General features: G+C 40.2%; 21 protein-coding genes. 8 read left to right on the top strand and 13 right to left on the bottom strand.

Going from position 1 to position 24300, the window contains the following annotated elements; genetic code table 11:
* Window positions 1-7 precede the first annotated feature (7 nt).
* Window positions 8-445 carry an aspartate carbamoyltransferase regulatory subunit gene (locus T543_RS05390; RefSeq protein WP_035766352.1) on the top strand — a complete coding sequence of 146 codons (438 nt, stop codon included), beginning with the start codon at window positions 8-10 and terminating at the stop codon, window positions 443-445.
* Here the strand turns inward: T543_RS05390 and T543_RS05395 are convergent.
* The 3 genes from T543_RS05395 to T543_RS05405 are packed head-to-tail and all read right to left on the bottom strand — an operon-like array spanning window position 442 to window position 3307.
* Window positions 442-1215: an ABC transporter ATP-binding protein gene (locus T543_RS05395; protein ID WP_035766355.1), complete on the bottom strand. Its 774-nt coding sequence runs from the start codon at window positions 1213-1215 to the stop codon at window positions 442-444. The two genes, T543_RS05390 and T543_RS05395, sit on opposite strands and share 4 nt — an antisense overlap.
* Before the next feature lies 1 nt (window position 1216).
* On the bottom strand, window positions 1217-2101 hold the full coding sequence (locus T543_RS05400; RefSeq protein ID WP_035766357.1) for an ABC transporter permease: 885 nt from the start codon (window positions 2099-2101) through the stop codon (window positions 1217-1219).
* A gap of 24 nt (window positions 2102-2125) precedes the next feature.
* Window positions 2126-3307, bottom strand: a complete 1182-nt coding sequence (locus T543_RS05405) for an ABC transporter substrate-binding protein (RefSeq protein WP_035766359.1) — start codon at window positions 3305-3307, stop codon at window positions 2126-2128.
* A 209-nt stretch (window positions 3308-3516) separates the two neighbouring features.
* Between T543_RS05405 and T543_RS05410 the strand changes: the two genes are divergently transcribed.
* A complete protein-coding gene (locus T543_RS05410) occupies window positions 3517-4314 on the top strand; it encodes a hypothetical protein (RefSeq protein WP_035766361.1) in 798 nt (265 codons plus the stop codon).
* Between the two features lie 85 nt (window positions 4315-4399).
* On the opposite strand, the gene T543_RS05415 is transcribed toward T543_RS05410, so the two are convergent.
* The 3 genes from T543_RS05415 to T543_RS05425 all read right to left on the bottom strand — a co-directional run bounded on the left by T543_RS05415 (window position 4400) and on the right by T543_RS05425 (window position 9022).
* A complete protein-coding gene (locus tag T543_RS05415; protein WP_242839473.1) occupies window positions 4400-4957 on the bottom strand; it encodes a CAP domain-containing protein in 558 nt (185 codons plus the stop codon).
* 119 nt (window positions 4958-5076) lie between these two features.
* Window positions 5077-6996, bottom strand: coding sequence for a leucine-rich repeat protein (locus T543_RS05420; RefSeq protein WP_035766363.1), 1920 nt, complete (start codon window positions 6994-6996; stop codon window positions 5077-5079).
* 61 nt (window positions 6997-7057) lie between these two features.
* Window positions 7058-9022: a leucine-rich repeat protein gene (locus tag T543_RS05425; RefSeq protein ID WP_035766365.1), complete on the bottom strand. Its 1965-nt coding sequence runs from the start codon at window positions 9020-9022 to the stop codon at window positions 7058-7060.
* Between the two features lie 162 nt (window positions 9023-9184).
* Between T543_RS05425 and T543_RS05430 the strand changes: the two genes are divergently transcribed.
* Both T543_RS05430 and T543_RS05435 read left to right on the top strand, forming a co-directional pair.
* Window positions 9185-9898, top strand: coding sequence for an ABC transporter ATP-binding protein (locus T543_RS05430; RefSeq protein ID WP_035766367.1), 714 nt, complete (start codon window positions 9185-9187; stop codon window positions 9896-9898).
* Window positions 9899-9902: 4 nt separating this feature from the next.
* The gene (locus T543_RS05435; protein WP_035766368.1) at window positions 9903-12596 is read left to right on the top strand and encodes an ABC transporter permease; all 2694 of its coding nucleotides are present in this window, start codon (window positions 9903-9905) and stop codon (window positions 12594-12596) included.
* Window positions 12597-12599: 3 nt separating this feature from the next.
* Here the strand turns inward: T543_RS05435 and T543_RS05440 are convergent, their stop codons facing one another.
* Window positions 12600-13544, bottom strand: a complete 945-nt coding sequence (locus T543_RS05440) for a type I phosphomannose isomerase catalytic subunit (protein WP_035766369.1) — start codon at window positions 13542-13544, stop codon at window positions 12600-12602.
* Between the two features lie 113 nt (window positions 13545-13657).
* Between T543_RS05440 and T543_RS05445 the strand changes: the two genes are divergently transcribed.
* Genes T543_RS05445 through T543_RS05455 form a run of 3 tightly spaced genes read left to right on the top strand, consistent with a single transcriptional unit; the run spans window position 13658 to window position 16569 of the window.
* Window positions 13658-14986, top strand: a complete 1329-nt coding sequence (locus T543_RS05445) for a DNA polymerase Y family protein (RefSeq protein ID WP_035766370.1) — start codon at window positions 13658-13660, stop codon at window positions 14984-14986.
* A gap of 38 nt (window positions 14987-15024) precedes the next feature.
* Window positions 15025-15828 carry a class B sortase gene (locus tag T543_RS05450; RefSeq protein WP_051638556.1) on the top strand — a complete coding sequence of 268 codons (804 nt, stop codon included), beginning with the start codon at window positions 15025-15027 and terminating at the stop codon, window positions 15826-15828.
* Between the two features lie 18 nt (window positions 15829-15846).
* Window positions 15847-16569 (top strand): lysophospholipid acyltransferase family protein, encoded by a 723-nt coding sequence (locus T543_RS05455; protein ID WP_035766371.1) that lies wholly within the window; start codon window positions 15847-15849, stop codon window positions 16567-16569.
* Here the strand turns inward: T543_RS05455 and T543_RS15595 are convergent, their stop codons facing one another.
* The 5 genes from T543_RS15595 to T543_RS05475 all read right to left on the bottom strand — a co-directional run bounded on the left by T543_RS15595 (window position 16570) and on the right by T543_RS05475 (window position 21234).
* Window positions 16570-16737, bottom strand: a complete 168-nt coding sequence (locus T543_RS15595; protein WP_081829953.1) for a FeoB-associated Cys-rich membrane protein — start codon at window positions 16735-16737, stop codon at window positions 16570-16572.
* Window positions 16738-16827: 90 nt separating this feature from the next.
* Window positions 16828-18819: a ferrous iron transporter B gene (gene feoB / locus T543_RS05460; protein WP_035766373.1), complete on the bottom strand. Its 1992-nt coding sequence runs from the start codon at window positions 18817-18819 to the stop codon at window positions 16828-16830.
* A 76-nt stretch (window positions 18820-18895) separates the two neighbouring features.
* Window positions 18896-19150, bottom strand: coding sequence for a FeoA family protein (locus tag T543_RS05465; protein ID WP_330369970.1), 255 nt, complete (start codon window positions 19148-19150; stop codon window positions 18896-18898).
* A gap of 163 nt (window positions 19151-19313) precedes the next feature.
* Window positions 19314-19580 carry a Fur family transcriptional regulator gene (locus tag T543_RS05470; RefSeq protein ID WP_051638557.1) on the bottom strand — a complete coding sequence of 89 codons (267 nt, stop codon included), beginning with the start codon at window positions 19578-19580 and terminating at the stop codon, window positions 19314-19316.
* Window positions 19581-19842: 262 nt separating this feature from the next.
* Window positions 19843-21234: a PhoH family protein gene (locus T543_RS05475; protein WP_035766374.1), complete on the bottom strand. Its 1392-nt coding sequence runs from the start codon at window positions 21232-21234 to the stop codon at window positions 19843-19845.
* Between the two features lie 226 nt (window positions 21235-21460).
* On the opposite strand from T543_RS05475, the gene T543_RS05480 reads away from it, so the two are divergent.
* Window positions 21461-22726, top strand: a complete 1266-nt coding sequence (locus T543_RS05480) for a hypothetical protein (RefSeq protein ID WP_035766375.1) — start codon at window positions 21461-21463, stop codon at window positions 22724-22726.
* Between the two features lie 823 nt (window positions 22727-23549).
* Here the strand turns inward: T543_RS05480 and T543_RS05485 are convergent.
* Window positions 23550-24278 (bottom strand): SEL1-like repeat protein, encoded by a 729-nt coding sequence (locus tag T543_RS05485; RefSeq protein WP_035766376.1) that lies wholly within the window; start codon window positions 24276-24278, stop codon window positions 23550-23552.
* Between the last annotated feature and the right edge of the window lie 22 nt (window positions 24279-24300).

Genomic DNA, 24300 nt, shown 5'->3' on the forward strand with positions numbered 1-24300 from the left:
AACTCTCATGTTAAATGTCGGAAAAATAGAAGAAGGCTTCGTTTTAGATCATATAAAAGCCGGACGCAGCATGCAAATCTATCATCACCTTGGACTCGATAAGCTTGATTGCACTGTTGCCATAATCAAAAACGCCAGAAGTAACGTCATGGGCAAAAAAGACATTCTGAAGGTTGAATGTGATATTGATACTCTTGACCTTGACGTTCTTGCATTCATAGATCACAACATCACAGTTAACGTCATAAAAGAAGGAGAAATCGTTGAAAAACGTGCTCTCTTCTTACCTCACCAGATTAAAAACGTGATCAAGTGCCATAACCCCCGCTGTATTTCATCCATAGAGCAGGAGCTTCCGCAGATCTTCTATCTGGCTGATGAGGAAAAAGAAATATATCGCTGTCAGTACTGCGATGAAAAGTATACAGAAAGTGCGGCAAATTAATTGCCGCACTCAACACTGATTTCATTAAAGAGATGCATGATCTGATCCGGATTCATGCTCTTTTTTTCTTCATACGCCTTATCAAGTATGGCTGCTCCCTCATGCATCATAAGAAGCCTGTCTCCATAGGTTGAGGCATATCTAAGGTTATGAGTTACCATGATCGTCGTAACATGCTTTTCCCTGACTATCTTATCTGTAAGCTCCATGATTATATCAGCAGTTTTAGGATCGAGAGCTGCCGTGTGCTCATCCAGAATAAGGAACTCCAAAGGAGTCATGGTACTCATCAGAAGTGCAACCGCCTGTCTTTGACCTCCGGAAAGCGCTCCGACTTTTGTATAGAGCTTATCTTCCAGTCCAAGGCCAAGCCCCTTAAGCAGTTCTCTGTAATAGTCCTTGCGGTTTTTATTAACTCCGGGCTGAAGTCCGAATCTCTTACCCTTGTTATCCGCTATGGACATATTTTCAAAAATATTCATCGTGGGGCAGGTTCCCTTTGAAGGATCCTGATACACTCTTCCTATCGTCTTGTGTCTTATATAATCCTTTTGACCTGCGATATTCTTGCCGTTTACGACCACCTCACCCTTATCTGCCGTTATACTTCCGCAGATAATGTTAAGCATCGAAGTCTTGCCGGAGCCGTTACTTCCGACAACCGACACAAACTGTCCGTCCGGCACGACCAGATTGAAATCATCAAAAAGGCACATTTCATTGACACTGCCCGGATTGTATGTCTTATAAATATGTTTTAATTCCAGCATGTCACGCCTCCTTGTGCTTTCTGTCTCTGGTAATAATAAGGATTGCCAGGAAAAGTACAGCAGTTATAAGCTTAAGATCCGTCGACTTAAGTCCGCATTTTATAGCTACGGCAACACAGGCTTTGTAGACAATAGCTCCTGCTATAACACTCGTCGTTACCTTAACAGCTGAAACTTTTTTAAGAAGCGCTGTTCCTATGATTACACTTGCAAGACCAATAACAGCGGTACCTGTTCCCATGGATACATCAAAATATCTCTGCTGCTGAGCATAGATTGAACCTGACAGAGCAACTAGCCCGTTTGCAATTGCAAGTCCTATTATTCTTACCTTACCTCTGTCTACGCCCATTGATGTAACAAGTACGTCATTATCACCAACCGCCTGAAGCATCATTCCCGATCTGGTCTTTAAATACCAGTCGAGTATAAGCTTTACCAAAACAGTGATCACAAGCAAAATGATAACAGACTGAAAAGGTCTTAAAAACCGGGGCATCTTTAAAAAGATACCGTTCATCAGCTTGTTATCAAAAATAGTATAGTAATCATACATCGGAAGATTTGCTTTACCCGCAATTCTTAAATTAACGGAATAAAGACCTGTCATCATAATGATACCTGCAAGAAGGTCCCTGACATGAAAGACAACGTGAATAATTCCTGTACATACCCCGATAAGGCATCCTGCGGCAAAACATATAGGGAGCGTCAAAATAGGACTGACTCCTGCTCTTATCATCACAACCGCAAGACAGATTCCAAACGGAAAGCCTCCGTCCACAGTCATATCCGGAAAATCCAGTATCTTATACGTTATATACATTCCAAGCGCCATTATGGCGTAGCATAGTCCCTGCTCAAGAACACTTATTACCAATATCATCTTGCTATTCCCTAACCCCTGTATTTATTCAGCATCTGCTGTTACTTCAGAATATGAAGGAGAAATTTCAGTTAAAAGCTCCTGGCTAAGATCAAGTCCTACGTTTTTAGCAGCTTCTGTATTTACATAGAGGCTTGGCTCATCTATAACTTCAAAAGGCATATTAGAAGCCTCTTCTTCTCCAAGAAGAACCTTAGCAGCCATCTCACCTGTCTGAATTCCAAGTGCATAGTAGTCAAGACCCATAGCTGCTACGCATCCTGATTTAACCTGCTCTATTTCAGAACCAAATACAGGAATCTTCTGCTCATTTGCATAGCTAAGTACTGTCTGAAGACCTGATACAACAGTGTTATCTGTAAGATTGTTGATGCAGTCAACCTTTGTAACAAGGTCTGCAGCTGCCATATCAAGGTCAGCAAGTGTATTGATACCGCTCTCAACGATCTCAAAGCCATACTCTTTGGCATGCTCTTTGTACTGTGCAATTGTACTCTCTGAATTTGTCTCGCTTGTCGTATAGAGAATACCGATTTTCTTTGCATCAGGAAGCATCTTTCTGATCATATCAAGCTGCTCAGTAACAGCAAGAGCATCAGATGTTCCTGTAATATTACCTACCGGTGTTCCGTCTTCATTTGCAAGCTCTGCAGCCACCGGATCCGAAACAGCTGAATATATAACAGGTACAGTAGTTCCAAGCGCTGAATTATAAGCACTCATTGCACTGGGTGTTGCAATGCCGCAGATAAGATCAACTCCGTCAGCAACGAATGCATCGGAAATCTGGCTTGCAGTACCTGTGTCTGCCTGTGCATTCTGAAAATGAACAGTAAGATTTTCACCCTCTACTATTCCGTTATTTGCAAGTCCTTCAATGAATCCCTCTCTGCAATTATCAAGTGATCCGTGCTCAGCAAACTGTGAAATACCAATTATGTACTCACCTTCTGCTTCTGTGCTTTCTTCTTCGCCTTCCTCTGCTACTTCTGCTTCTGATGCATCTTCTGCAGATTCTTCAGTATCAGCAGCATCCTCTGTACTCTCTGATACTTCGCTTGAAGCATCCTCAGTTTCCTCTACTGCCTCTTCGGAAACCGCAGTTTCTGAAGTATCATCTGCGCTCTTACGGTTGTCACCGCATCCTGCAGCAAAAGAAACCACCATTGTAGCAGCCATAATAGTTGCAAGTATCTTCTTTTTCATAATAGTCCTCCTCGTTTCACTTCAATACTGTAAATTATCATAGTGAATAACGGATTAATCATACAATTTAACAAATGCTATGTCAATAAAAGCAGGGATATGATAAATGTAATGGTCTTGAATTTGTTTGTGAATTATTGAAATTCCGTATAAATCAACATATAATTACTCTTGACTTTGAATTACTAACGAAAGGGGACTTTAATTTTATGAAGAAAACAAAAAGCAAAATATTTTCAGCCATTTTAGCATTTACTATTGCTACTGCTGTATTACTGATGCCGGACTCCTCAATGAAATCCCTGGCTGCAGGAGAAAGCTTTTCTTCTCCTATTGGTATCAACGCTGATTACAATTTTAATTTCGAGAGTGATTGGCGAACCTTGAAAACAGATCAGGTAGAATACTACAAAGTTGAAATACCTGTTAATGGTCAGTTTACATTTTTAATTGAACAAAAGAATGCTTCAATGATACATGTAAATGTCAGAAATGCCCAGAACCTAAACACAACTTCAGTTGTTCTGCATGATTCCTTTGGAGGCGCGAATTATGCCGATACCGCTACAATAGGTTCTTCAACCGGAAATCTTTCAGCAGGCACTTATTATATAACCGTTGAACTAAATAACGGCCAAGGTGTCAAATATGGTAAGGATTATGCATCTTATAAGCTTCAGACATCCTTTGTTGCCGATATAAAAAATTCAAAAATAACCAAAATCAAAACACCCGGCAAAAAGACAGCAAATGTGACATTCAAAACGGTAAGAGGAGTAGACGGTTATGAAATACAATATTCCACCGATAAGAATTTCATTAAAAATGTTAAAGTAAAATCCATAAATAATACTTCTAAAATCTTAAAAAAGAAGACAAAAACTGTAACTCTAAAGAAACTTAAGAAAAACAAGAATTGCTATTTCCAGATTAGAACTTATATCATGAAGGACAATATTAAGTACTACAGCATCTGGTCTTCCACCAAGAAAGCAAAAATAAAGTAATCATAATGTATACTAAAAAAAGAAGTCAGTACTGTTATGGGTACTGACTTCTTTTTAAACTCTTTTTATAAATCCTACACAAAACTTAATAGCCAAATTCCTGAGCCCAATACCAGTTGCCGTTGTCTGCCTGATATACTGCAATACCTACGCTCTTGAATCCGCCATCCATGATATTGGCTGCGTGTGTAGGTGAAGCCATCCAAGCATCAACAACTGAATCTGCTGTGTAATAAAGCTTTGCAAGATTCTCACCAAACTGGATGCTGCTGTTTACTGTGTACCAAGCACTACCGTTAGGTCTGTTGTGTGAGAAAAGACTTACAAGCTCCTGAGCTCTTACAAGAGCTGCTGATGTAAGTGGTTCACTCCATGCAAGTGTTGAAAGGCCTGCTGCTGCACGCTGCTGATTAACAAGGTTATATGCTGCTGTAGCAGCTGCAAGTGCTGCTTCGCTTGATGTTGCCTCTCCGGCAAGAGCAATTGCCTCATCATCAATGTAGATATTATCGGTATCCTCATCGATTCCTCTGATAGCAGCTACATCGTCGATCGCTGCTGACTGCTTCTCACCACAAGCTATCATTGTAAGTGTAAGCACCAGGACCATTAGAGTTGCTGTAAAACGTTTAAACTTCCTCATGACTTTCCCTTCCCTTAAAAACTCTTAATTAACTACTAATTATAAAATTAGATTTTTACTTAATAATATAATACCACTTTTATCATATTTGTCAAGGTGCAAAACATTTAAAAGCAGTTTTATGATTTTTTCTTTTTAAACTTAAAGGTCTGCGTCTTCGCACCTTTACTCTTTATCTTATTTACAAGCTTTTCATATTTGGCTTTGCTCTTAATATAAACTGTTATCCTGGCTTTCTGACCTACATTCTTAAAGGCATTTTTGCCAATTGAAGTAAGCTTATTTCCGTTAATCTTAAGACTTGTAACCTTGACGCAGCCGTTAAAAGCATTACTTCCGATCAATGTGATCCTTGCTGAATGAAGATCTATTGTCTTTAGCTTTTTACAATTTTTGAAAGCACTGCTTGAAATCTTTGTAAGATTAGCGCCTCCGGTAATCTTCTTTATCTTCGAGTTGCCCTTAAAGGCACTTGCTCCTATTGAAGTTACAGGATGCTCAACTCCATCTATAAATACAGTATCAGGAATCTTCAGCTTGGATACTGAAGCACTGCCAACTCCCGTAAGCGTCACACTACCGTCAGCATTTTGGATGTAGTTCATACCCTCTGTGGTATCAGTTCCTTCACCTACGCTTACAATACAGGTATCCCAGTACTCTGCTTCCTCAGTCTTAACAGTTAAGATTGTTTCTCCTGCCGACTTCGCAGTAAGCACTCCATTACTTACAGTAGCTATAGATGGATCGTCTATCTCATAAAATACGTTCTTATTGCCTGCATTTGAAGGAAAAACATACGGATTAAGGGTAACACTTTCTCCTTCTATAGTGGAAATATCATCTATGGAAACACCCTCAACGGCTATTTTTGTATCAGGTTGGACATTACCGGAAATAAGATAATCGTAGGTATAATGTGTTCCTACAGCCTTGGGTAACAACTCGCCGGTATAAGGTGTCTGTCTTATATGATAATCACCATCAATTCCGCTTGCATATTGTGCTGTTGTACAGTTAAAAAATAAGTGATTAGTTCCTGTTATTCCATCCCCCCAAGTAGTGTCCTCTTCGTACCAGAATCCATCAAGTTTGACCATATTCCAGGCATGTCCACCACTTCCCTCTGAAGTTATTGCATTTCCTGTCACAACAAGGCAATCTGCTTTCAATTCGAGAGATTTTAAAATTAGTGCATATCCTTGCGAATAACCGTCGCAGACAGCTTCTCCTTCACACAAAGAGCCATAGGCCGTATGTGCAACATCATAATATCCTGCATTTCCGGCATATTCAAGGGCCAGATCATACGACACCTTATCCATATACCAATCATAAACATTAAGTATTGTTATTGCATCATATTCATCATCAATCAATCCCGCACTCTTTATAGCATCCTTATATTCATTCACTTTATTCTGTATAGCAGAATCATAACTATCTATATTTGCACTTGTAATATTGATCGGCTGCATTAGTATATAATAACTATACGTATTTCCCGAAATGGTATATGCAATATGCGGTACGCACATATAATACTCGATCTTATTCATATGATCATAGCAAAGAGCCTCAATGGCACGATTTTCGGCTTCACCTGTAATAAGAGAATTCGGGTTTTCAGTGCCATCATAAAAATGGTATCCCTGACTGCAAATTATTTCTTCACTAACTTCCGGAAACGGATAATTAGCACTTTCATACCGATTCTGAGAATCTGCAGCTACATACATACCTTTATAAAGGCTCTTTTCAAACGAAGTAAGATAGTTATAGTATGTGCCTGTTTCTACAGCCGGAACTACAGTGATATTCTTGCTGACGCCCTTGAGCTCGCCTGCTTCAATACCTTTAACTTCCGGCAGGTCCGGAGCTTTAAGCTTTCCTCCAACAGGTAATCTTGTGGGATTAGCAGCACTGCTTGTAAGGACTGCCTTACCATCAAAGGCATTTCCCGGCAGCAAAAATGTCACTGAAACGGCAACTGCCAAACATACTGCAAGTCTCCTCTTGATGTTTTCAAAAACCTTCATAAGACCACACTTTCCCGAAGAAAAATCTCATAAATAAGCAAAGCCCAGTTTGTCCGCAAGATTATTTTATCTTCGCATACCTGTAAACAACATTTTTCGCGCCCGATTTTTTGCACTTATTAACCACGAGGTTAAAAGTCTTCTTTTTCTTTGCTTCGATCACGATCTTAGCCTTTTTGTTTATCCCCGAAAAAGCCCCTTTTCCTACTGACACATCTCCCTTTGTTTTTATTGTAATCTTCTTTAAGTTCTTGCATTTCTTAAAGCAGTTTTTACCGATCTTGCTTACTGTGGATGGTATTTCCACACTCTTGATATCTTTATTATTTTTAAACGCACTTGCTGCTATCTCAGTAACAGCATAAGTATTTCCATATTCATCAGTAACAGAAGCCGGAATGACAACCTTCTTTGATGATCCGGTGTTTTTTTCATAGATTACCTCTTTTGAAACACCGCTCTTTACTTTATATATCCCCTGTCCATTTCCGGTCAGAACATCTATAGCCGTAACATCGTGTTTTTCTTCTTCGTTACCTGAAACAGCCGCCTTATCCAATACAGCATTGACCGTCACATACAAATATGCATTTATTCTGTTTTCATCACTTGTAACCGTAATGGTCGCAGTACCCGCCTGCCTTGCAGTAATCGTATTTCCGTTTACAGTCACAACATTAGCATTTGAACTTTTTACTGTAAATTTTTGGTTATTGGCATTTTCAGGTGCAAAAACAGGACTTACTACGTAGCTTTCTCCGGTTGTCAGGCTTACATTTGTTTTGGGTAGTGATATTCCCAAAACCTCAACATATCCCGTATCCCTGACTATTTCCGATTGACCGGTTGTAGTCAGATATTCGTAGGTATAATGAGTTCCCAGAGCAACAGGCATTCTATAACCTGAATAATTAGCATTTTCAACTCGCAAATGTACCTGCTTTTTATTATTTCCGGAAAAGATTATCCCTGCTTCAAAGTCAGCAGTTGTTCTGTTAAAAAAGTCATGATATACCTTGCTTGTCTGACCATCCCAGGTAGTATCAACCTCATACCACCTGCCATCTAGCTTAACTATATTCCATGCATGTCCGCCGCCGTTACCCTGTCCGGCAATCACCATCGCTTCAATATCAAGTGCATCGAGGATCATCTCATATCCAAGAGAATAGCCGTCACAAACTGCCTTGTTACTATACAAAGCACCCCAGGCTGTATGCGCGATACTATAATACGAGCTTGTTGCATCGTGGTCGTAATCAACCTTTGAGCAATAATAGTCATGAACACCCAGCTCTGTTACTGCATTATTCGCATTTACAAACCCATTTGTTCTTATATCGGAAACCATCGTATTTAAAGCGCTCTTGGTCTGCGCATTTATTCCCGCAAACTTCGTATCATCATACCCTGCCTCAAACACCATGTAATCCGCTTTAGATACAATAACCTCATCTTCATAGTAGTAATATGTCCCAACACTTGGCCAGCACATATAGAGTTCAACCTTATCAGGATGGTCGAAAACACATGCCTGTTTCGCCCTGTTATATATTTTGTAGAACTCACTTCGCCCCTTTGACTCGTAAAAAGAGCTTGTTCCCGTGTAAAAAATATATTCGTATTTTTTTATCGTATCATCACTAAGTGTCGTATTCGCAAGTTCATAGGGAACATATTTCTTAGCTGACACCGCTCCGTATAGCGCATCATACAAAAGCTTTTCATCATCGGATAAATATTTGTAGTGATCACCTCTGCTACTTGCATATCCGCCAAGGAGAACGCCATTCTTTAAAACTTGTGCGTCATCCGAAATATCAGCAGACTGTTTTCCAAGGAACTCGATCTGCGGTCCGTCAAGCAAGTCTCCGGTTTCAGCAAAAGAGGCATAAGCCTTAATTCCACTGCCACAAACAGGCAGCATCAAAAAGACAATAAAAATAGGCAACAACAATAAGCGAACCATTGCCCCGCACTTTTTGTCATTACCCCCTATATTAATAAATCCCGAGTATTTATTCATAAAAACTCTTCCATATAAAGATCATCTTAAAACATCCGGGAAGCTATAGTTTGCCCCCTTTTGTACTATGTTACTTTATCAAAAATATAACTACAAATAAAATTATTATAAACAAAATTGTATACTATATCACGCATAAAATCATTATGGTATATTGAAAATATGGAAGATAAAAAAATAATTGTTTCATTATTAAATGTAACAAGAAGCTTCAAATCAGGGGATGGCAGGCTTGAAGCCTTAAAAAGCATAAGCCTTGATATATACGAAAAAGAATTCGTCGTAATTCTTGGAGAAAGTGGCTGTGGAAAGTCCACTATTCTGAACATAATAGGCGGGATGGATCACCTAAGTTCAGGTAAGCTCATTGTGGATGGCAAGGATTTTTCATCGCCCGACGATCATTCTCTTACCAATTACAGGCGAAGCTACCTCGGCTTTGTTTTTCAGGATTATCACCTTATGCCCAATCTCACCGCCAAAGAAAATGTTGAATTTGTTGCAGATCTCTCTCCGGATTCAATGTCTTCTTTAGATGCGCTCTCACTTGTAGGGCTATCTGACAGAGCATCCTACTACCCCGCGCAGCTATCGGGCGGTCAGCAGCAAAGAGTCTCCATAGCCAGAGCACTTTGCAAAAAGCCCAGGCTGATACTTGCAGATGAGCCCACAGCAGCTCTTGATTTTTCCACCAGCATCGAGGTTTTATCTGTATTTGAAGACATTGTAGAAAAACAGGGAACCACCATCGTAATGGTCACCCACAACAACGAAATTGCCAGGATGGCAAATCGTATAGTAAAGGTAAAAGATGGGCAGATCGACCGCATCATAACCAATGACAAGCCTGCAAAGGCGGCTGATTTATCATGGTAACAGGATGAACAGATCACAAAGAATTGATTCAATTAGAAATATAAAAAAGCAGATTGTTTCATATCTTTCAATAATCATCATCTCCTCTTTTGCAATAACTGCTTATCTGGGGCTTACTTTCTCTGCGCGCGCACTTGCAAATGCCGCAAAAAAGCTCTATACAAGCGCTAATTTCCGTGACATCGAAGTATCGTCAAACTGCCTCCTCTCCGAGGATGATATCACTGCAATCCAAAATCTTGAATGCGTATCCGAAGTTGAAAAGATAAGAAAGGTTAATGCCAGAGTATCCTCCGACATCACCACTAAGAACATAGTCATTTCAACTCTTCCCAAAATAATAGGCACGCCCGCTCTAACTGGCGGCAGCCTCCCTGAAAACAAAGACGAATGTATCATCGAAAAAAGCATTGCAGATGCACTTGACCTTAAAATCGGTGATGAGATAGCTCCTCTTGATGCTTATGATGAAGAGCCTGTGGAAATGGATCAAACAAGCTTTATTCTCACAGGAATATTTACCCACGCAGAGCATGCAACCTTCGATAATGACGAAGCCTACTGCATGCTTGTCTTAGATGATGCTTTTGACAAGGAGCAGTTTGACTTTTGTTACAGCAGCGCACAGGTCGTTATTAAGAAGCCTTCTTACAGGTATCTGTTCGATAAAAGATATGAAAAGCTGGTTGATAAATGCGTAGATGAAATAGAGGAGCTTGGCAAACAGAGGTCAAATCTGCGCTATGAAGATCAGATAGCTTTTCTAAGTGACCACATAGAGGATAGTGAAACAGAATTAAAGGATGCAAAAAGTAAGCTTAGCCTGGCATCAAAAATGGTAAGCTCTATGAACAACAAGACCGGGGTTGTTATGGCGGATATGTCCAATATGCTATCTGTCATCATTGACCCTGAACCTTCAGAATACAGAACCGCAGATGAGCAGATAAGTGACTATGAGGATGCACAAAAATCCTATGACAATGCTGTAAAAAAAGTGGATGATGCCAAAAAACGCCTAAATAAACTCTCTAGCGCAAAAAAGAGCAGATGGTACGTATTTACAAGAAATGCAAACATAGGTTACATGGGGCTTAAGACAAATTCGCAAAACTTAGAAAACCTTAATTCCACTTTTTCAATCCTCTTTGTCTTTATCGCTATCCTTGTAATTTTCGCTTCTCTCTCAAGAATGGTCAACGAGCAGAGGTCACTTATCGGTATATCCAAAGCCCTTGGCATGCACTTTACAGAAGTATTTGAAAAATACTTTGTCTTCGGCTTTTCAGCAGTGATCCTGGGGATAATACTGGGCTTTTTCCTATCCTTATATGTAATTGAATTTGTTATCGCAGTGGGTTATGAAGAACATTTCATTTTCGGACGTTTCCCATTTATGGCTGATGCAGGTCAGACAATAATAACTATAATAATTGCTATTATAGTAGCCATCTGCGCTATCTATTTTTCCTGCAGAAAACTGCTAAAGCAAACAGCCAAAAAACTGCTCTCCACTCCTGTTCCAAAAGGACATACGCATCTGCTTAAAAAGAGTTCGATTCTTGCAAAGATGCCGCTTTACAGCAGAATGATAATCTTAAATATTGGCTCTGACATAGTACGCGTTGTTGTTACAATACTTGCAGTTGCAGGCTGCTGTAGCCTTATAGTCATAGGCTTTACCTTAAAAGACAGCATCATGGGCGCTTTGACAAGGCAGGTATCAATGTATACAAAATACGACATTCAGATAAAGCTTAACACCTCATCAAATGACAATGCCGCAGAAAATGTAGGAAAAGTTCTTGAGGAGGCAGGCGCTTCCAAAGACCTTGTCTATACTTCAAACGGAAGCCTGCAGGTAGATGACACAATAGAATATGTGGAATTTTGGATGTCTGACAACATAGAAGATATCTCAAAGTATCATCCGATAATAGATTCCGCCACCGGGAAGCCAATGAAAATGTTTCCGAAAGAAGGAATACTTGTAGCAAAAAGATTCGCGGAAAGCTACGATTTGAAAGTAGGCGATTCTATTTATATCCTCGACTATATGGGCTACAAATGCGACTGCAAAATAGGCGGCATAGTAAACAACTACATCGGCCGCTATGTTTTCATGCAAAAATCCTACTATGAAAAAGTGGTTCAGGATTCCTTCAAGGATAATACATACTTTGTCATATTAGGAAAAGATACCGATGAAGAAGCCCTTATTTCCTCGCTTTCAGAGACAGAAGGTTTTGACTCTCTATCCTATGCTTCTGAAGTGACGGCTTCTTTTGAAAGCCTTATCCTCGTCCTTGATATGATAGTAGTTCTGCTGATCGTTCTGGCCGGTGTTATGGCTCTGTTTGTGCTTCTAAACCTTGCAAACATGTACCTTCTTACCAAGCACAGCGAGATAGTCATAATGAGGATCAACGGCTTCACGGTAAGAGAAACAATCGAATACATAATAAGAGAGGTCATTCTCACGACCTCTCTTGGAATAATTCTTGGTATAGGCTTTGGCATAGTGATCGTCTACACGATACTCAGACGAATGGAGCAGGTACATTTAATGTTTGTCAGAACGCCAAATGCCTTTGCATGCTTTATGGGTGCTCTCATCACGTCTGTTTTTACTGCGGTGATCTATGCTATATCACTAAAAAAAGTAAAAAATCTAAACCTCAAGGATGCCGCAAATTAGATTTTATAAAACGTAAGTAAAGATAGCTTCGCATTTTCCAGCAAGCTCATACTCTCCGCTCTCTGCAGGGATGAAGTAGCTGTCGCCCTTTTTGTAATCCATCTTTTCATCGCCAACTGTAATTGTTCCTTCACCTTCAAGGATAAGGATGTGGAGGAATGAATCGTCTGATACAATTCCTGATACCTTATTGGTCTTATCACCTGTAAGGTTCACTTTATCAACTGTGAAATACTTGCAGGTTCCGATGTGGGGTTCAGGCTTTTTCACCTTTTTTACAGGATAGAGATTGGTAACTTCAAGAGCCTTGTCAACATGAAGCTCTCTGAGATTGCCGTCCTTATCTCTTCGTCCGTAGTCGTATACTCTGTAGGTAACATTTGAATTCTGCTGAATCTCAGCAAGAAGGATTCCTGCTCCTATTGCATGAAGAGTACCTGCTTCGATAAATACAACATCTCCCTTCTGAACGGGATATGCATTTAAAACCTCTGTCAAAGTCTCATCTTCAATTCTTCTTGCAAATTCTTCTTTGGTTATCTCTCTGTTAAATCCATAGTACAAAAATGAGCCTTCCTCAGCATCTATTATGTACCACATCTCTGTTTTTCCGTATTGATTCTCATTTTTCAGAGCATATTCATCTGAGGGATGAACCTGAAGTGACAGGTCCTTTCTCGCATCAATGAACTTGATAAGAATAGGGAAGTCCTCGAACTTCTCACAATTTTTGCCGAGTATCTTTTTGCCCTTGGTCCAGATGTACTCGGTAAGAGGCTTGCCGGCAAATTCGCCGTTTTCAATAACCGATTCACTCTGCGGATAGCAGGAAAGCTCCCAGCTCTCAGCCGCAATATCTCCGCTTGTTTTTTTATTATATTCATCAATAAGTCTTCGGCCACCCCAGAGATTATCCTTTACAGGTGCCTGCAATTTTAAAATAGACATATTTACTCCTTACTAATTTTTTCTTCTGTATTATAATAAAAATAAGAACATTTGTGTATATTATACCTCTTAAATTACAATGCTAAATCAGTTAAATCAGTTAAGGAGAAAAATTGTCCAGAATCATTTTTCACGTGGATGTTAACTCTGCCTTCCTGTCCTGGTCAGCAGTAAAGAGGCTTACAGAAGACCCGGGCTGCGTTGATCTAAGAACTATCCCCTCCGTCGTTGGTGGTGATGTAAAAACAAGGCACGGCATAGTAACAGCCAAATCCATTCCGGCAAAAAAATACGGAATACAGACTGCAGAACCGATTGCAAGCGCAATGAAAAAATGTCCAAAGCTTGTCGTTGTTTCTTCAGATTTTCATACATACAAAGAGTACTCACACGCTTTTATAGACATACTAAGAAGCTATACAGATATCCTGGAGCAGGTTTCGATTGATGAAGCATTTCTTGATGTAACCTCGCTAAAAAACATGGATCTATACTCGCATCTAAGAGAAAACGTGCCTTCTTTTTCAAAAGAGCCTGAGAATGCGCAGATTTTAGAAGAGCTAAAAAAACCGTTTCCCATAAATCTCGCAGCTGCAATAAGGTATGAAATAAGGACAAATCTTGGATTTACCGTAAATGTAGGCATATCTTCAAACAAGCTTCTTGCTAAAATGGCAAGTGATTTCACTAAGCCCGACAGGACACACACTCTATTTTTTGATGAGATAAAAACAAAAATGTGGCCGCTTGATATAGGTGACTTATTTGGCTGTGGCAAGAAAACGGCGGACAGGTTAAGGGGCATCGGCATAAGAACGATCGGAGAAGCAGCAACCTACGACCCTGTTTTGCTAAAAAGCCAGCTAGGAGACAGGACAGGCGAATATATTTATTCAAGTGCAAACGGCTATGGAAGCGATATCGTAAATACAACTCACGAAGATGCCAAAAGCTATTCAAACGAAACAACAACATCTTCCGATATCACTTCAGAAAACTATGACAGTGACATGCCTCCCATCGTCCGCAAGCTCTCCGAGAGCGTTTCAAGGCGTATGAAAAGAGATAATGTCTATGGCGGCACAGTCAGCATCTGTGTTAAGACATCAGATTTTAAGAGATTTTCAAGGCAGATGAAGATTGCCGATTCAACCAACGATGCAGATGTGATCTATGAAAACGCAATGATACTTATAGGTAACCTCTTAACCGGCGAAAACGGTCTCTTTGAAGAAGGCATTCATATAAGACTCGTAGGCGTTGGCCTGGACCACTTGGATGACGGATCATACAGGCAGGGAACTCTGTTTGACTGGGTTAATATCTATCAAGAAGACATAAAGAAAGAAAAAGCTGCCGAAGAGAAAAACAAAAAGCTCGATGCAATGGAAGAAATGATAAAAAACAGATACGGCGACGGCGCCATCAAAAAGGGCTTTTAGCGAAACTAATAGACAAGGTAAAAAAAGAAGGTTTTGATATGAAAAAAGTAAGTGCATTAACAATAGTAAAGATAATTGTCCTCATTATTCTGCTTGCCATTATAGGCTACGAGAGCGTGATGCTCTATCATGACCAGAAGGAATATGCCATATCCAAAAATGAATACGAAGATATCATAGATTCCTATGTCCAGGAAAATGAAGACGAAACTACTTCTTTAGATGATGAAGAGGCTCTAAGCGATGATAACTACCCTCATCTTATAATAGACTTTGTGGCACTAAAAAAGATCAATCCGGATTTCATCGGATGGCTCTACTTCCCTGCTCTTAATATCAGCTATCCTGTTGTAAAAGAAAATGAGATAAACCAGTATCTCTACAGGACATTTGAGGGAAAGTCAAACAAAGCAGGATGCATTTTTATGGATGTCCTTAGTAACCGCGATTTTTCAGGCTACAGCGATATGATATTTGGTCACAACATGAAAAACGGCACAATGTTCGGCAGTCTGAAAAAGCTGTATAAGCAAAACGGAGAAGACGTTCTAAAGAACAGGCCCTACGTCTATATTTACACTGAGCACAAGGTATACAGATATGATATCTTTTCATATTACATCACCAAATCCGGCTCATATACTTATGACGAAGTAAAGGACACAGACAAATACGATGAGTATGTGGATTATGCAGTAAGAAACAGCATCTATGACAGCCAGGGTAAAATAGATTTTTCATCACATCCTAACCTTCTTACGCTATCAACCTGTTCCGGAGCACACGGAAGCGGTCAGCGCTTTGTGGTTCATACATACAGGACAAAGACCTGGGAAAACTAACAAAAGGAAATAACAACAATGCTCAGATTTTATTACGTAATCATTATTTCTATTCCGCTTATTATTTATTATATTGTCAAAATCAGAATGATCATGAGAAATCCGGAGAAATACTCCGAAGAATACAAATATGGTATTGCAAGGAACATGGCCAGAAAGGTCATGCGAAATTCAAGGATCAAGACTCTATTTTTCGGAGCCGAGAATCTCCCCAAAGATACCGGCTACCTCATGGTATCAAACCATCAGGGCAAATTTGATGCCCTGGGCATCATCTACTCACATGATGAGCCCTGCTCTGTCGTCATTGACAAAAAGACAGCAAAAATGGTTCTCACCAACGAATTCATCATGGTACTTGATGGAATAAGACTTGATAAAGAAGACATCCGCCAGCAGCTTTCCTGCATAAAAAGGCTTTCGGAAGAAGTAAAAAGCGGAAAACATTTCCTCATTTTCCCCGAAGGGGGCTACGATAACAACAAAAATACTTTGCAGGAATTCATGCCCGGTGCTTTCAAGGCAGCGCTATGGTCCAAAAAACCTATCGTTCCCATAGCCCTTATCGATTCCTACAAGCCATTTGGCATAAACAGTTTAAAGAAAGTAACAACTCAGGTCCATTACCTTAAGCCAATCTACTACGACGAATACAAAAGCATGAAAACAGGTGAACTTGCAGATTATGTAAAAGGACTGATCGAAGAAAAAATAAACTCAGTCCTCTCCGAACCCGCTTAGTTAGTGTTTTTTTGAAGACAGGGAATTGCATGCTGCCTTTTTAGCACAGTTTCCTGCCATGGGGCATCCTATGCAATGGGTGCCTTTTTTCTTTTCCTTATAAATGTAATAAATGGCAGCTCCTACAAGTGCGATTATTACTACCGCTGAAATTATATTAACGAGCATATAAAACCTCCATAAACAAAGTAGGGAAAGAAATAGCAAATGGCAGATGTTTCCCCACCATTTGCTATAATTATCTTTCTATGTTATTTATCAGTCAAGCTTGTATTCAAGTTCCATTTCTTTCTGGTTCTTCTGAATGATAAATCCAATGATTGCTGCAAATGCTATTACTGCAATAAGTCCGGGAACAAATCCTACGCCAACTGTGCCTGCTGTAATAAGTGTTCCAACCTGGTATACAACAAATCCTACTGTGAAGCCTGTTGCAAGCTGAAGTCCAATTGCACCCCAAAGCCATTTTGCTGACTTCATCTCAGAGTTCATAGCGCCAAGTGCTGCGAAGCACGGAGGTGTGTAAAGGTTGAACATAAGATAAGCAAGTGCTGCTACCTTTGTGATTCCCATTGCTGCTGCTACTGCATTTCCTTCGCCAATAAGCTCAAGCTCTTCTGTGTCGATGAGGTTTGTAATTGCATAAACTGTAGCGATAGTACCAACAACGTTTTCCTTTGCAATAAAGCCTGTGATTGCTGCTGCAGCAAGCTGCCAGCTGGCGATACCTACTACAGGAACAAGAAGGTATGAGAAAGGTCCTGCAATACTAGCAAGGATTGAAGTACTCTCCATTCCCTCTTCAACTGCCTCAAATCTCCAGTTGAATGTCTGCATGATCTGAACAACTGTGTTACATACAAGGATTACTGTACCTGCCTTAACGATGTATGCCTTACCTCTTTCAAGCATAGACTTAAGTGCAAATACAAGGCTAGGAACTTTGTACTCAGGAAGCTCAATGATGAAGAATGACTTTCTGTACTTCATTCCTGTGATAGCCTTAATAAGAAGTGCACCAAGAAGGATAAGGAGTATACCTACCATATAGCAGATAAAGCTGATCCATTTTGATTCAGGGAAAAACGCGCCTGCAAAAAGTGCGATAACAGGAAGCTTTGCTCCGCAAGGCATAAATGTTGCAAGCATTGCTGTTGAACGTCTTTCTCTCTCATTTCTGATAGTTCTGCAAGCCATGATAGCAGGTATTCCGCAACCTGTTCCAATGATCATGGGGATAACGGATTTTCCTGAAAGACCTACTCTCTTGAATATAGGATCGAGAACTACTGTAGCTCTTGACATATAACCGCAATCTTCAAGGAGTGCGATGAGGAAATACATAACCATAACAAGGGGAAGGAAACCAACAACGGCTCCGACACCACCGATAATACCATCAACAAGGAGTGCATATAAGAGAGGGTTGGCATCTGCCATAGCTTCTCCCACCATTCCCTGAAAAGCTTCAATCCAGCCGGCAAGAATATCTGCAAGCCATGTTCCTACTGTTGTCTGTGAGATGTAGAAAACAACCCACATGATAGCTGCGAAAATGAAAAGACCAAGAACAGGATGTGTAACTATATTATCGATCTTATCACCAAAGGTCTTATCCTTTGTAAGCACCTTACGGTTCTCAACATCCTTTACGATCTTGTTTACAAAATCAAATCTCTTTCTGTCAGCCTCTTCAACCTGAGCCTTATCATGTATATCGATATTGCCCTGTGTATATACTTCCTTCTGGCCTTTTCCTTCAAGCTCTGCAGCAGCCTTAACAACTTCCTTAAGTCCTGTTTCTGATGTTGCAACTGTCTTTATTACAGGGCATCCAAGCTTTTCTGAAAGAGTTTTTTCATCAATTGTGTTACCCTTTTTATCATTAGCATCGTTCTTGTTAAGAGCAACTACAACAGGTATTCCAAGCTCAAGAAGCTGAGTTGTAAAGAACAAGCTTCTGCTAAGATTTGTAGCATCAACAATGTTGATGATCGCATCAGGATGCTCATTTTTTACATAACCACTTGTGATGCTCTCTTCAGAAGTAAAAGGAGACATTGAATAAGCTCCCGGAAGGTCTACTGCGATCAGTTCTTTTGAGCCATCGTAGAAACTCTTCTTAATAGGACTCTCCTTCTTATCAACTGTTACTCCAGCCCAGTTACCAATTTTTTCATTCCGTCCTGTGAGGGCGTTGTACATGGTAGTCTTTCCGCTATTGGGATTACCGGCCATCGCGATTCTCATAATTATTCCTCCTAGAAAAATATGTACATTTATATTTTAAGTATGCATATTAAGCACATCTAAAATAATCAAATAATCAGATTGTTATTGCCTCTGCAAGCTCAGGATCGATGTTGTATCTTGCATCCTTTATTGCAACCACAAGATTGCGCTTCTTATCAACAACAGTAATCTTCTCACCGCTGTAACAGCCAAGAGAAAAAAGAAAGCTCTCCATCTCCTCGTCTCCACCGGTATTAACATCCAAAACTGTATATTCATGTCCGATTTCCGCTTCATTAAGTGTCATAAGCATACTCCTTGCATCGATTTTATTACCTAGTGCTAACATCTATTACCCTCCGCTAACACAGATTCTATTTTTAAGGGCAACTATCCGTTACCCTTGTCTAACTGTTTACACTTTGAATTATGTGCTTGTTGAGAATTATTGTCAAGTATTTCTCTCCAAAAATGTTAGTCTTTTCTAACACCGCATCATAGGATAATACCATTTAGCTCATATTGTCAATTTCTTTTTTAATATCTTTGTTGATTTCGATCATATCAATTCGTCTGATAACCCCTATATCTTCAAGCACTCTGATCATGCGATATACAGTAGCCATGCCTACGGAATTGTCTTTTGCCATAACCTGATAATAGATATCTTTGCACGATGTATAATCATTCTTCATTATTACATCAACGATCAGTTTTCTCTGTTTTGTTATTCTGAATCCTTCACCTTTTAATCTATCTATGACCTGTTCGTTTCTCAAGGCAACCTCTTTCCATTACTCTGTAAGCTATAGGTAACATACCCGGAGACTTACAAAGTGAATTGTAGTATCATCAGTCGTACTATGTTTAGTATTTACGCGCTGTTGCGTGTTACTCTTTGCTAACACAGATATAATTATCTACAATTTGAAAATAAATGTCAATATCATAAAACAATATGAATACAGAATATATGCAAAAATATCGAAAAAAATTCCGCAAAGATCGTAACTATCTTTGCGGAATCCATATACTAAATCATCAGAACTTATCCTTATCTCTCATCCTTCCGATCGCATCCATTGCAAGTTTTGATCTCTCGCACTCTTCCGTTGTAAGAGAAATCTGCCAGCACAGCTCGGACCCCTTCATATGCTCTGAGGCATACGACAGTCCGTTTGTCCTCTCATCAAGGAATGGTCTGTCTATCTGGTTTGGATCGCCCAATAGGATTATCTTGGTATCCTTTCCTGCTCTTGTAATGATACCCTTTGCCTGAGCAGGTGTCATATTCTGAGCTTCATCGATTATCAGATAGGTTTTAAGGATTGAGCGGCCTCTTATAAAGTTAAGCGCCTCAGCCTGAACAATACCTCTTTCAAAAATCTCCTCGGTCTTGTCGGCAAGCTCTTTTTCATCCTGATATCTCTCTTCCTCGCTGGAATCAATGAGCTGTTCAAGATTATCTATGATCGGTCTCATAAGCGGTCCAATCTTTTCCTGCTCATCCCCGGGAAGGAATCCTATATCATCATCAAACTGGGAATTAGGTCTGCATACCAATATTCTTCTATATTCTCCGGTCGGTCTGTTTACCATCTTTTCAAGGCCGACTGCCAGTGAATAGAATGTCTTGGCCGTGCCTGCCATACCCTTTACTATAACAAGCGGAGCCTTGTCAGCAGGCTGCATAAGCGCTTCCTGAAGGAAGTACTGTCCTGCATTTCTGGGTGTTACCCCGTAGGGCTGAGCTTTTTCAAACTCAAGTTTTTTGATAACTCCGTGATCAACCCTGCCCATCTGTGTCTTATTAGTGGCCTGGTCACTCACAAGTACTACAAATTCATTTTCGTATAAAACAGGTTTTACCTTCTCGCCCTTTTCGTCGCAGATATAAACCTGATCAACAGGAACCCCCTTCCTCCTGAATTCTTTGAAAACATCCTCCGGAGCAAATACTCTTATTCTTCCGGCATACTGTTCACCATGTGATACTACCTGTTCAGTTGTAAAATCCTGAGCTTTTATACCAAGCAGCTGCGCCTTGATACGCATCAAAATATCCTTAGTTACCAGGATAACCTGTTCCTTTTTGGTATCTGTAAGCCCTTTGCACACTCTAAGGATGCGGTTATCGGATTTATAATCCACCATATCCTTTGGCAGTTCGACGTCTTTGTAGTTCTTCTCAACCCTCAAGATCGCGCCGTCCTGCAACTCAACCCCTTGTGTCAGATCTCCTTTCTCCCGCAGCTCTTCCAGCAAACGGATAACTTCACGGACATTGGCACCTCGCTCACCTTCATCGCGCTTGTGCGTATCCAGTTCTTCAAGCACCACCAGTGGAAGTACGACGTCGTTGTCGTCGAAGCACTTCAATGCGTGAGGCGCCTGAATGAGGACGTTAGTATCCAGCACATAGATTTTTTTCATGCACATACCCCTCTCAATATGACGTTTGTACAGGAATCCCGACTCGAAAAAAGTCGCGCATACCTTTTTCAAATCTTGTGTATTCCATGTCTAATTATACCATATTTTGTGTTTTGCATACACTATTATTACTAGATTGTGTTATAATAAGCTCAAAGCAAAGTCTTATTTTGCTTTATTAATTGTGACTATTTTTTGATGTTTTTCTTATGTTGGAGGATGTGCTTTGGCTCTGTTCGGAAGAGGTGTAGAGGAAGAATTTTATAGTGATTATGCCCCTCTTGAGGAGTTCGCACCCACCTACTCAAGGCAGGAAGTTATTGCGCACAAAAAGCTCAGTAAACTCCTATCTCCAATCAGAGATATCCCTATGGCTCTTCGCGGAAGGCGCGATCAGATAGAAAACGACCTTTCAAACTTCTGCATGGAACAGGATCAGGATTTTGAAGAGGCAGGAGACACATTAAAGAGGATTTCGAATCTTGAGAACGGTCATATTCAGGACGTAGTCACCCTGAAAAACACCATGGAACAGGTAAAAGGTGCAATTGAAGCTCTCTCTGAATCAACCACAAATATACCTGCACTTGATCTTTCTACTCTTCCTAATGAAGAAACAGAGATACCGCAGATCAATCTGCCCAAACTCTCTGAGGAATACATGCCTGAAAGTGAGCTTGTTGAGAAATTAAGAAGCTATTCCTCGTTTTCCCATATACTCAGAAAATCAACCGAATATGTTTTTTCAGCTCTTGAGCAGTACCACGATCGCATACAGAGCCTCTCAGAAAGAAGAGATGCACTTAATGCGCTGTCCTCAAAGGCCGACCTTGTTGCGCTAAATACTACGATAGAAGCCACTCACATGAATGAAGAAAGCAGAGAGTTTTCAACTAAAGTTGCTTCGGAAATAGGCGATCTTGCAAGACAGATCCATGAAGTATCTGCTGCTCTTGATGCAGAGCTTGACGCACTTGAAAATGGCTATAAGACTGTCTTTTCATCCATACAAACAATAGAATCCGCTCACAAGGATGCCATAAGCTATGCAGACAATTACTCTTTCGCAAGCAATGAATTCTACAGACAGAGCACAAACTACACTAACATCCTTATCCAGTCTCTTTCTGCACTAAACAAGGAATTCAGAGCCGTATGCGATAGCAAGGACAAAATAAATGACGGCATCATCGAAGCGGTGCATAAATTCATAGAAGATATAGAAAAATACTCAAACAGTGTGATCCACAAAGGGGACAGAATAGAAAGTGTACTTGATGGCTGCATACGCGGAGCATCTTCTTTATCAGAAGAAATGACCGAGACTCTAAAGCTGACAGTAGAACTACTATCACTTATAAATGCAATCCAAAAAACGGATTCCATCAGAAAAGACAAGTACTCCTCTGCCCTTCTCAAGGCATTTGATCAGGACCTTATATGGCTCAGGGATAAAATAGAAAGCGTCTTTGAAGCCGCTGAGAACGAATGAGGAAGTGAGCCTTTCCACATCCTGTAAAGGCCATGCACCCGAGCCAAGGCTCCTAGCCCTTATTTTTTTACTCATTTTTGCTTAGCATTGAATTAAAGAGGATTTGATGTTATAGTAAAGATAAAGAAAGCACCCACTCCAAAGTGGATGCTCCCGTAAAGAAGATTATTTAGCTCTCAGTGAGAGCCGCCTCTTTCGTTTCGCAGACGAGAGAGGCATTATTTTTTTCGCTTGTTGTTTCTCTTATCGAGAAAGCTAAGCAACGCCAGTAGGAAACCACAAGCTGTAAAAAGCAATGCTAACACAGTTAGCATTATCATCAACATTTCATAGTCCGACATATGCGTCACCTCCCTTCCATAGTGACATCCAAATGCATGGAGCACCTTATAGAATGGCTCGGGAGATTTCCACCTCGTCATGGGTACTTTCAGTGCAGATAAACTGCATAGATAAATCTAGCACAAATGTTCTACTTTTTCAATCGAACATTCTATGTTCCTTAGCACTTTTATGAGTGCATTTTCTACGGTTAATAATAGTTAAATCAAGTCGGATGTGGAAAGATTTTATGAATAATAGTCAGAGGAGAGCTCATGACATGCACAATATGAAAAACAGCCGGTTTTGCCGACTGTTTTTCTCCCTCATACACTATCAAAAACCGCAGAACGATTTTCAAATCGTGTCAATATGCATATTTGTTAAATAATCATATATCTATATTATCACAGTATCTTAGAAATGCAATAATATTCAGTATTTTTGAGCATTTTTTTTAAATAGTTTCCGTAATTCCTGAATTTTTGAGGGAGCAATCCCGTCAGAACTTAATATATCTGGGTCTTCCGCTTGATACTACATAATCTTCAGCACAGATGAAGGCTACAAGTTTTCCCCTGTAATAAAACTCAGTTCTGTTGCCATTTTTCTCATCTATTACCATGTTGATGGAATCCACTCTGATGCAGTCATCATTTTCAAGATACCAGATATCTTCGACATTCTGAGCATAAGTTATAACAAAATCCCTTAACTCGCAGTAGTGGAATCTGTCATAGGTTATCAGCATCCTGCTCTGAGGACACTCACCCTCGCCGCTTTTTGGAATCCTTGCTCCAACAACCTTGATACGACCGCTCTTCATACGTCTGAAGGAGATCATGAGGTCATGCCCTTCTTCAAGAGCCTGAAACAAAACAAAGGGATGAACCGATGTGCATAAACGCTCGCTTCCGTAGCCAAGCTTTCTTCTCATCTGAGTTAGGATCAGTCTTATCTTCGCAAGAAAAGCTTCGTCCTCATTTCTCCTCTTGACTCTGAGTCTGAGCATTATCGCGTATTCTGCCTGCAGATAGTAATAATATGCTCTTGCATCATTGCAGGGTACGCCAAGACCCTTTCTGTAGATCTCACCCATCTCATAGGACAGCTCAGCAAATCTGCATTTGTAATGCGAAGATCCATCACTTATAAATTTTCTAAGTTCGTGCCGATATGCAGCTCTCTTCTGCATTCTGAGGCTCACACGGCTTTCATCTTTTTCTCTCATAGGGTTTATGATATCATAATCT

Origin of the sequence: Butyrivibrio sp. NC2002, assembly GCF_000702265.1 — a bacterium.
Classification (GTDB): Bacteria; Bacillota; Clostridia; order Lachnospirales; family Lachnospiraceae; genus Butyrivibrio.

Bases quoted from the DNA above. Each gene is read 5' to 3' on its own strand.
- T543_RS05390 (WP_035766352.1), top strand. From the start codon at position 8: ATGTTAAATGTCGGAAAAATAGAAGAAGGCTTCGTTTTAGATCATATA.
- T543_RS05395 (WP_035766355.1), bottom strand. From the start codon at position 1,215: ATGCTGGAATTAAAACATATTTATAAGACATACAATCCGGGCAGTGTC.
- T543_RS05400 (WP_035766357.1), bottom strand. From the start codon at position 2,101: ATGATATTGGTAATAAGTGTTCTTGAGCAGGGACTATGCTACGCCATA.
- T543_RS05405 (WP_035766359.1), bottom strand. From the start codon at position 3,307: ATGAAAAAGAAGATACTTGCAACTATTATGGCTGCTACAATGGTGGTT.
- T543_RS05410 (WP_035766361.1), top strand. From the start codon at position 3,517: ATGAAGAAAACAAAAAGCAAAATATTTTCAGCCATTTTAGCATTTACT.
- T543_RS05415 (WP_242839473.1), bottom strand. From the start codon at position 4,957: ATGAGGAAGTTTAAACGTTTTACAGCAACTCTAATGGTCCTGGTGCTT.
- T543_RS05420 (WP_035766363.1), bottom strand. From the start codon at position 6,996: ATGAAGGTTTTTGAAAACATCAAGAGGAGACTTGCAGTATGTTTGGCA.
- T543_RS05425 (WP_035766365.1), bottom strand. From the start codon at position 9,022: ATGAATAAATACTCGGGATTTATTAATATAGGGGGTAATGACAAAAAG.
- T543_RS05430 (WP_035766367.1), top strand. From the start codon at position 9,185: ATGGAAGATAAAAAAATAATTGTTTCATTATTAAATGTAACAAGAAGC.
- T543_RS05435 (WP_035766368.1), top strand. From the start codon at position 9,903: ATGAACAGATCACAAAGAATTGATTCAATTAGAAATATAAAAAAGCAG.
- T543_RS05440 (WP_035766369.1), bottom strand. From the start codon at position 13,544: ATGTCTATTTTAAAATTGCAGGCACCTGTAAAGGATAATCTCTGGGGT.
- T543_RS05450 (WP_051638556.1), top strand. From the start codon at position 15,025: ATGAAAAAAGTAAGTGCATTAACAATAGTAAAGATAATTGTCCTCATT.
- T543_RS05455 (WP_035766371.1), top strand. From the start codon at position 15,847: ATGCTCAGATTTTATTACGTAATCATTATTTCTATTCCGCTTATTATT.
- T543_RS15595 (WP_081829953.1), bottom strand. From the start codon at position 16,737: ATGCTCGTTAATATAATTTCAGCGGTAGTAATAATCGCACTTGTAGGA.
- feoB (WP_035766373.1), bottom strand. From the start codon at position 18,819: ATGAGAATCGCGATGGCCGGTAATCCCAATAGCGGAAAGACTACCATG.
- T543_RS05465 (WP_330369970.1), bottom strand. From the start codon at position 19,150: ATGTTAGCACTAGGTAATAAAATCGATGCAAGGAGTATGCTTATGACA.
- T543_RS05475 (WP_035766374.1), bottom strand. From the start codon at position 21,234: ATGAAAAAAATCTATGTGCTGGATACTAACGTCCTCATTCAGGCGCCT.
- T543_RS05485 (WP_035766376.1), bottom strand. From the start codon at position 24,278: ATGAGAGAAAAAGATGAAAGCCGTGTGAGCCTCAGAATGCAGAAGAGA.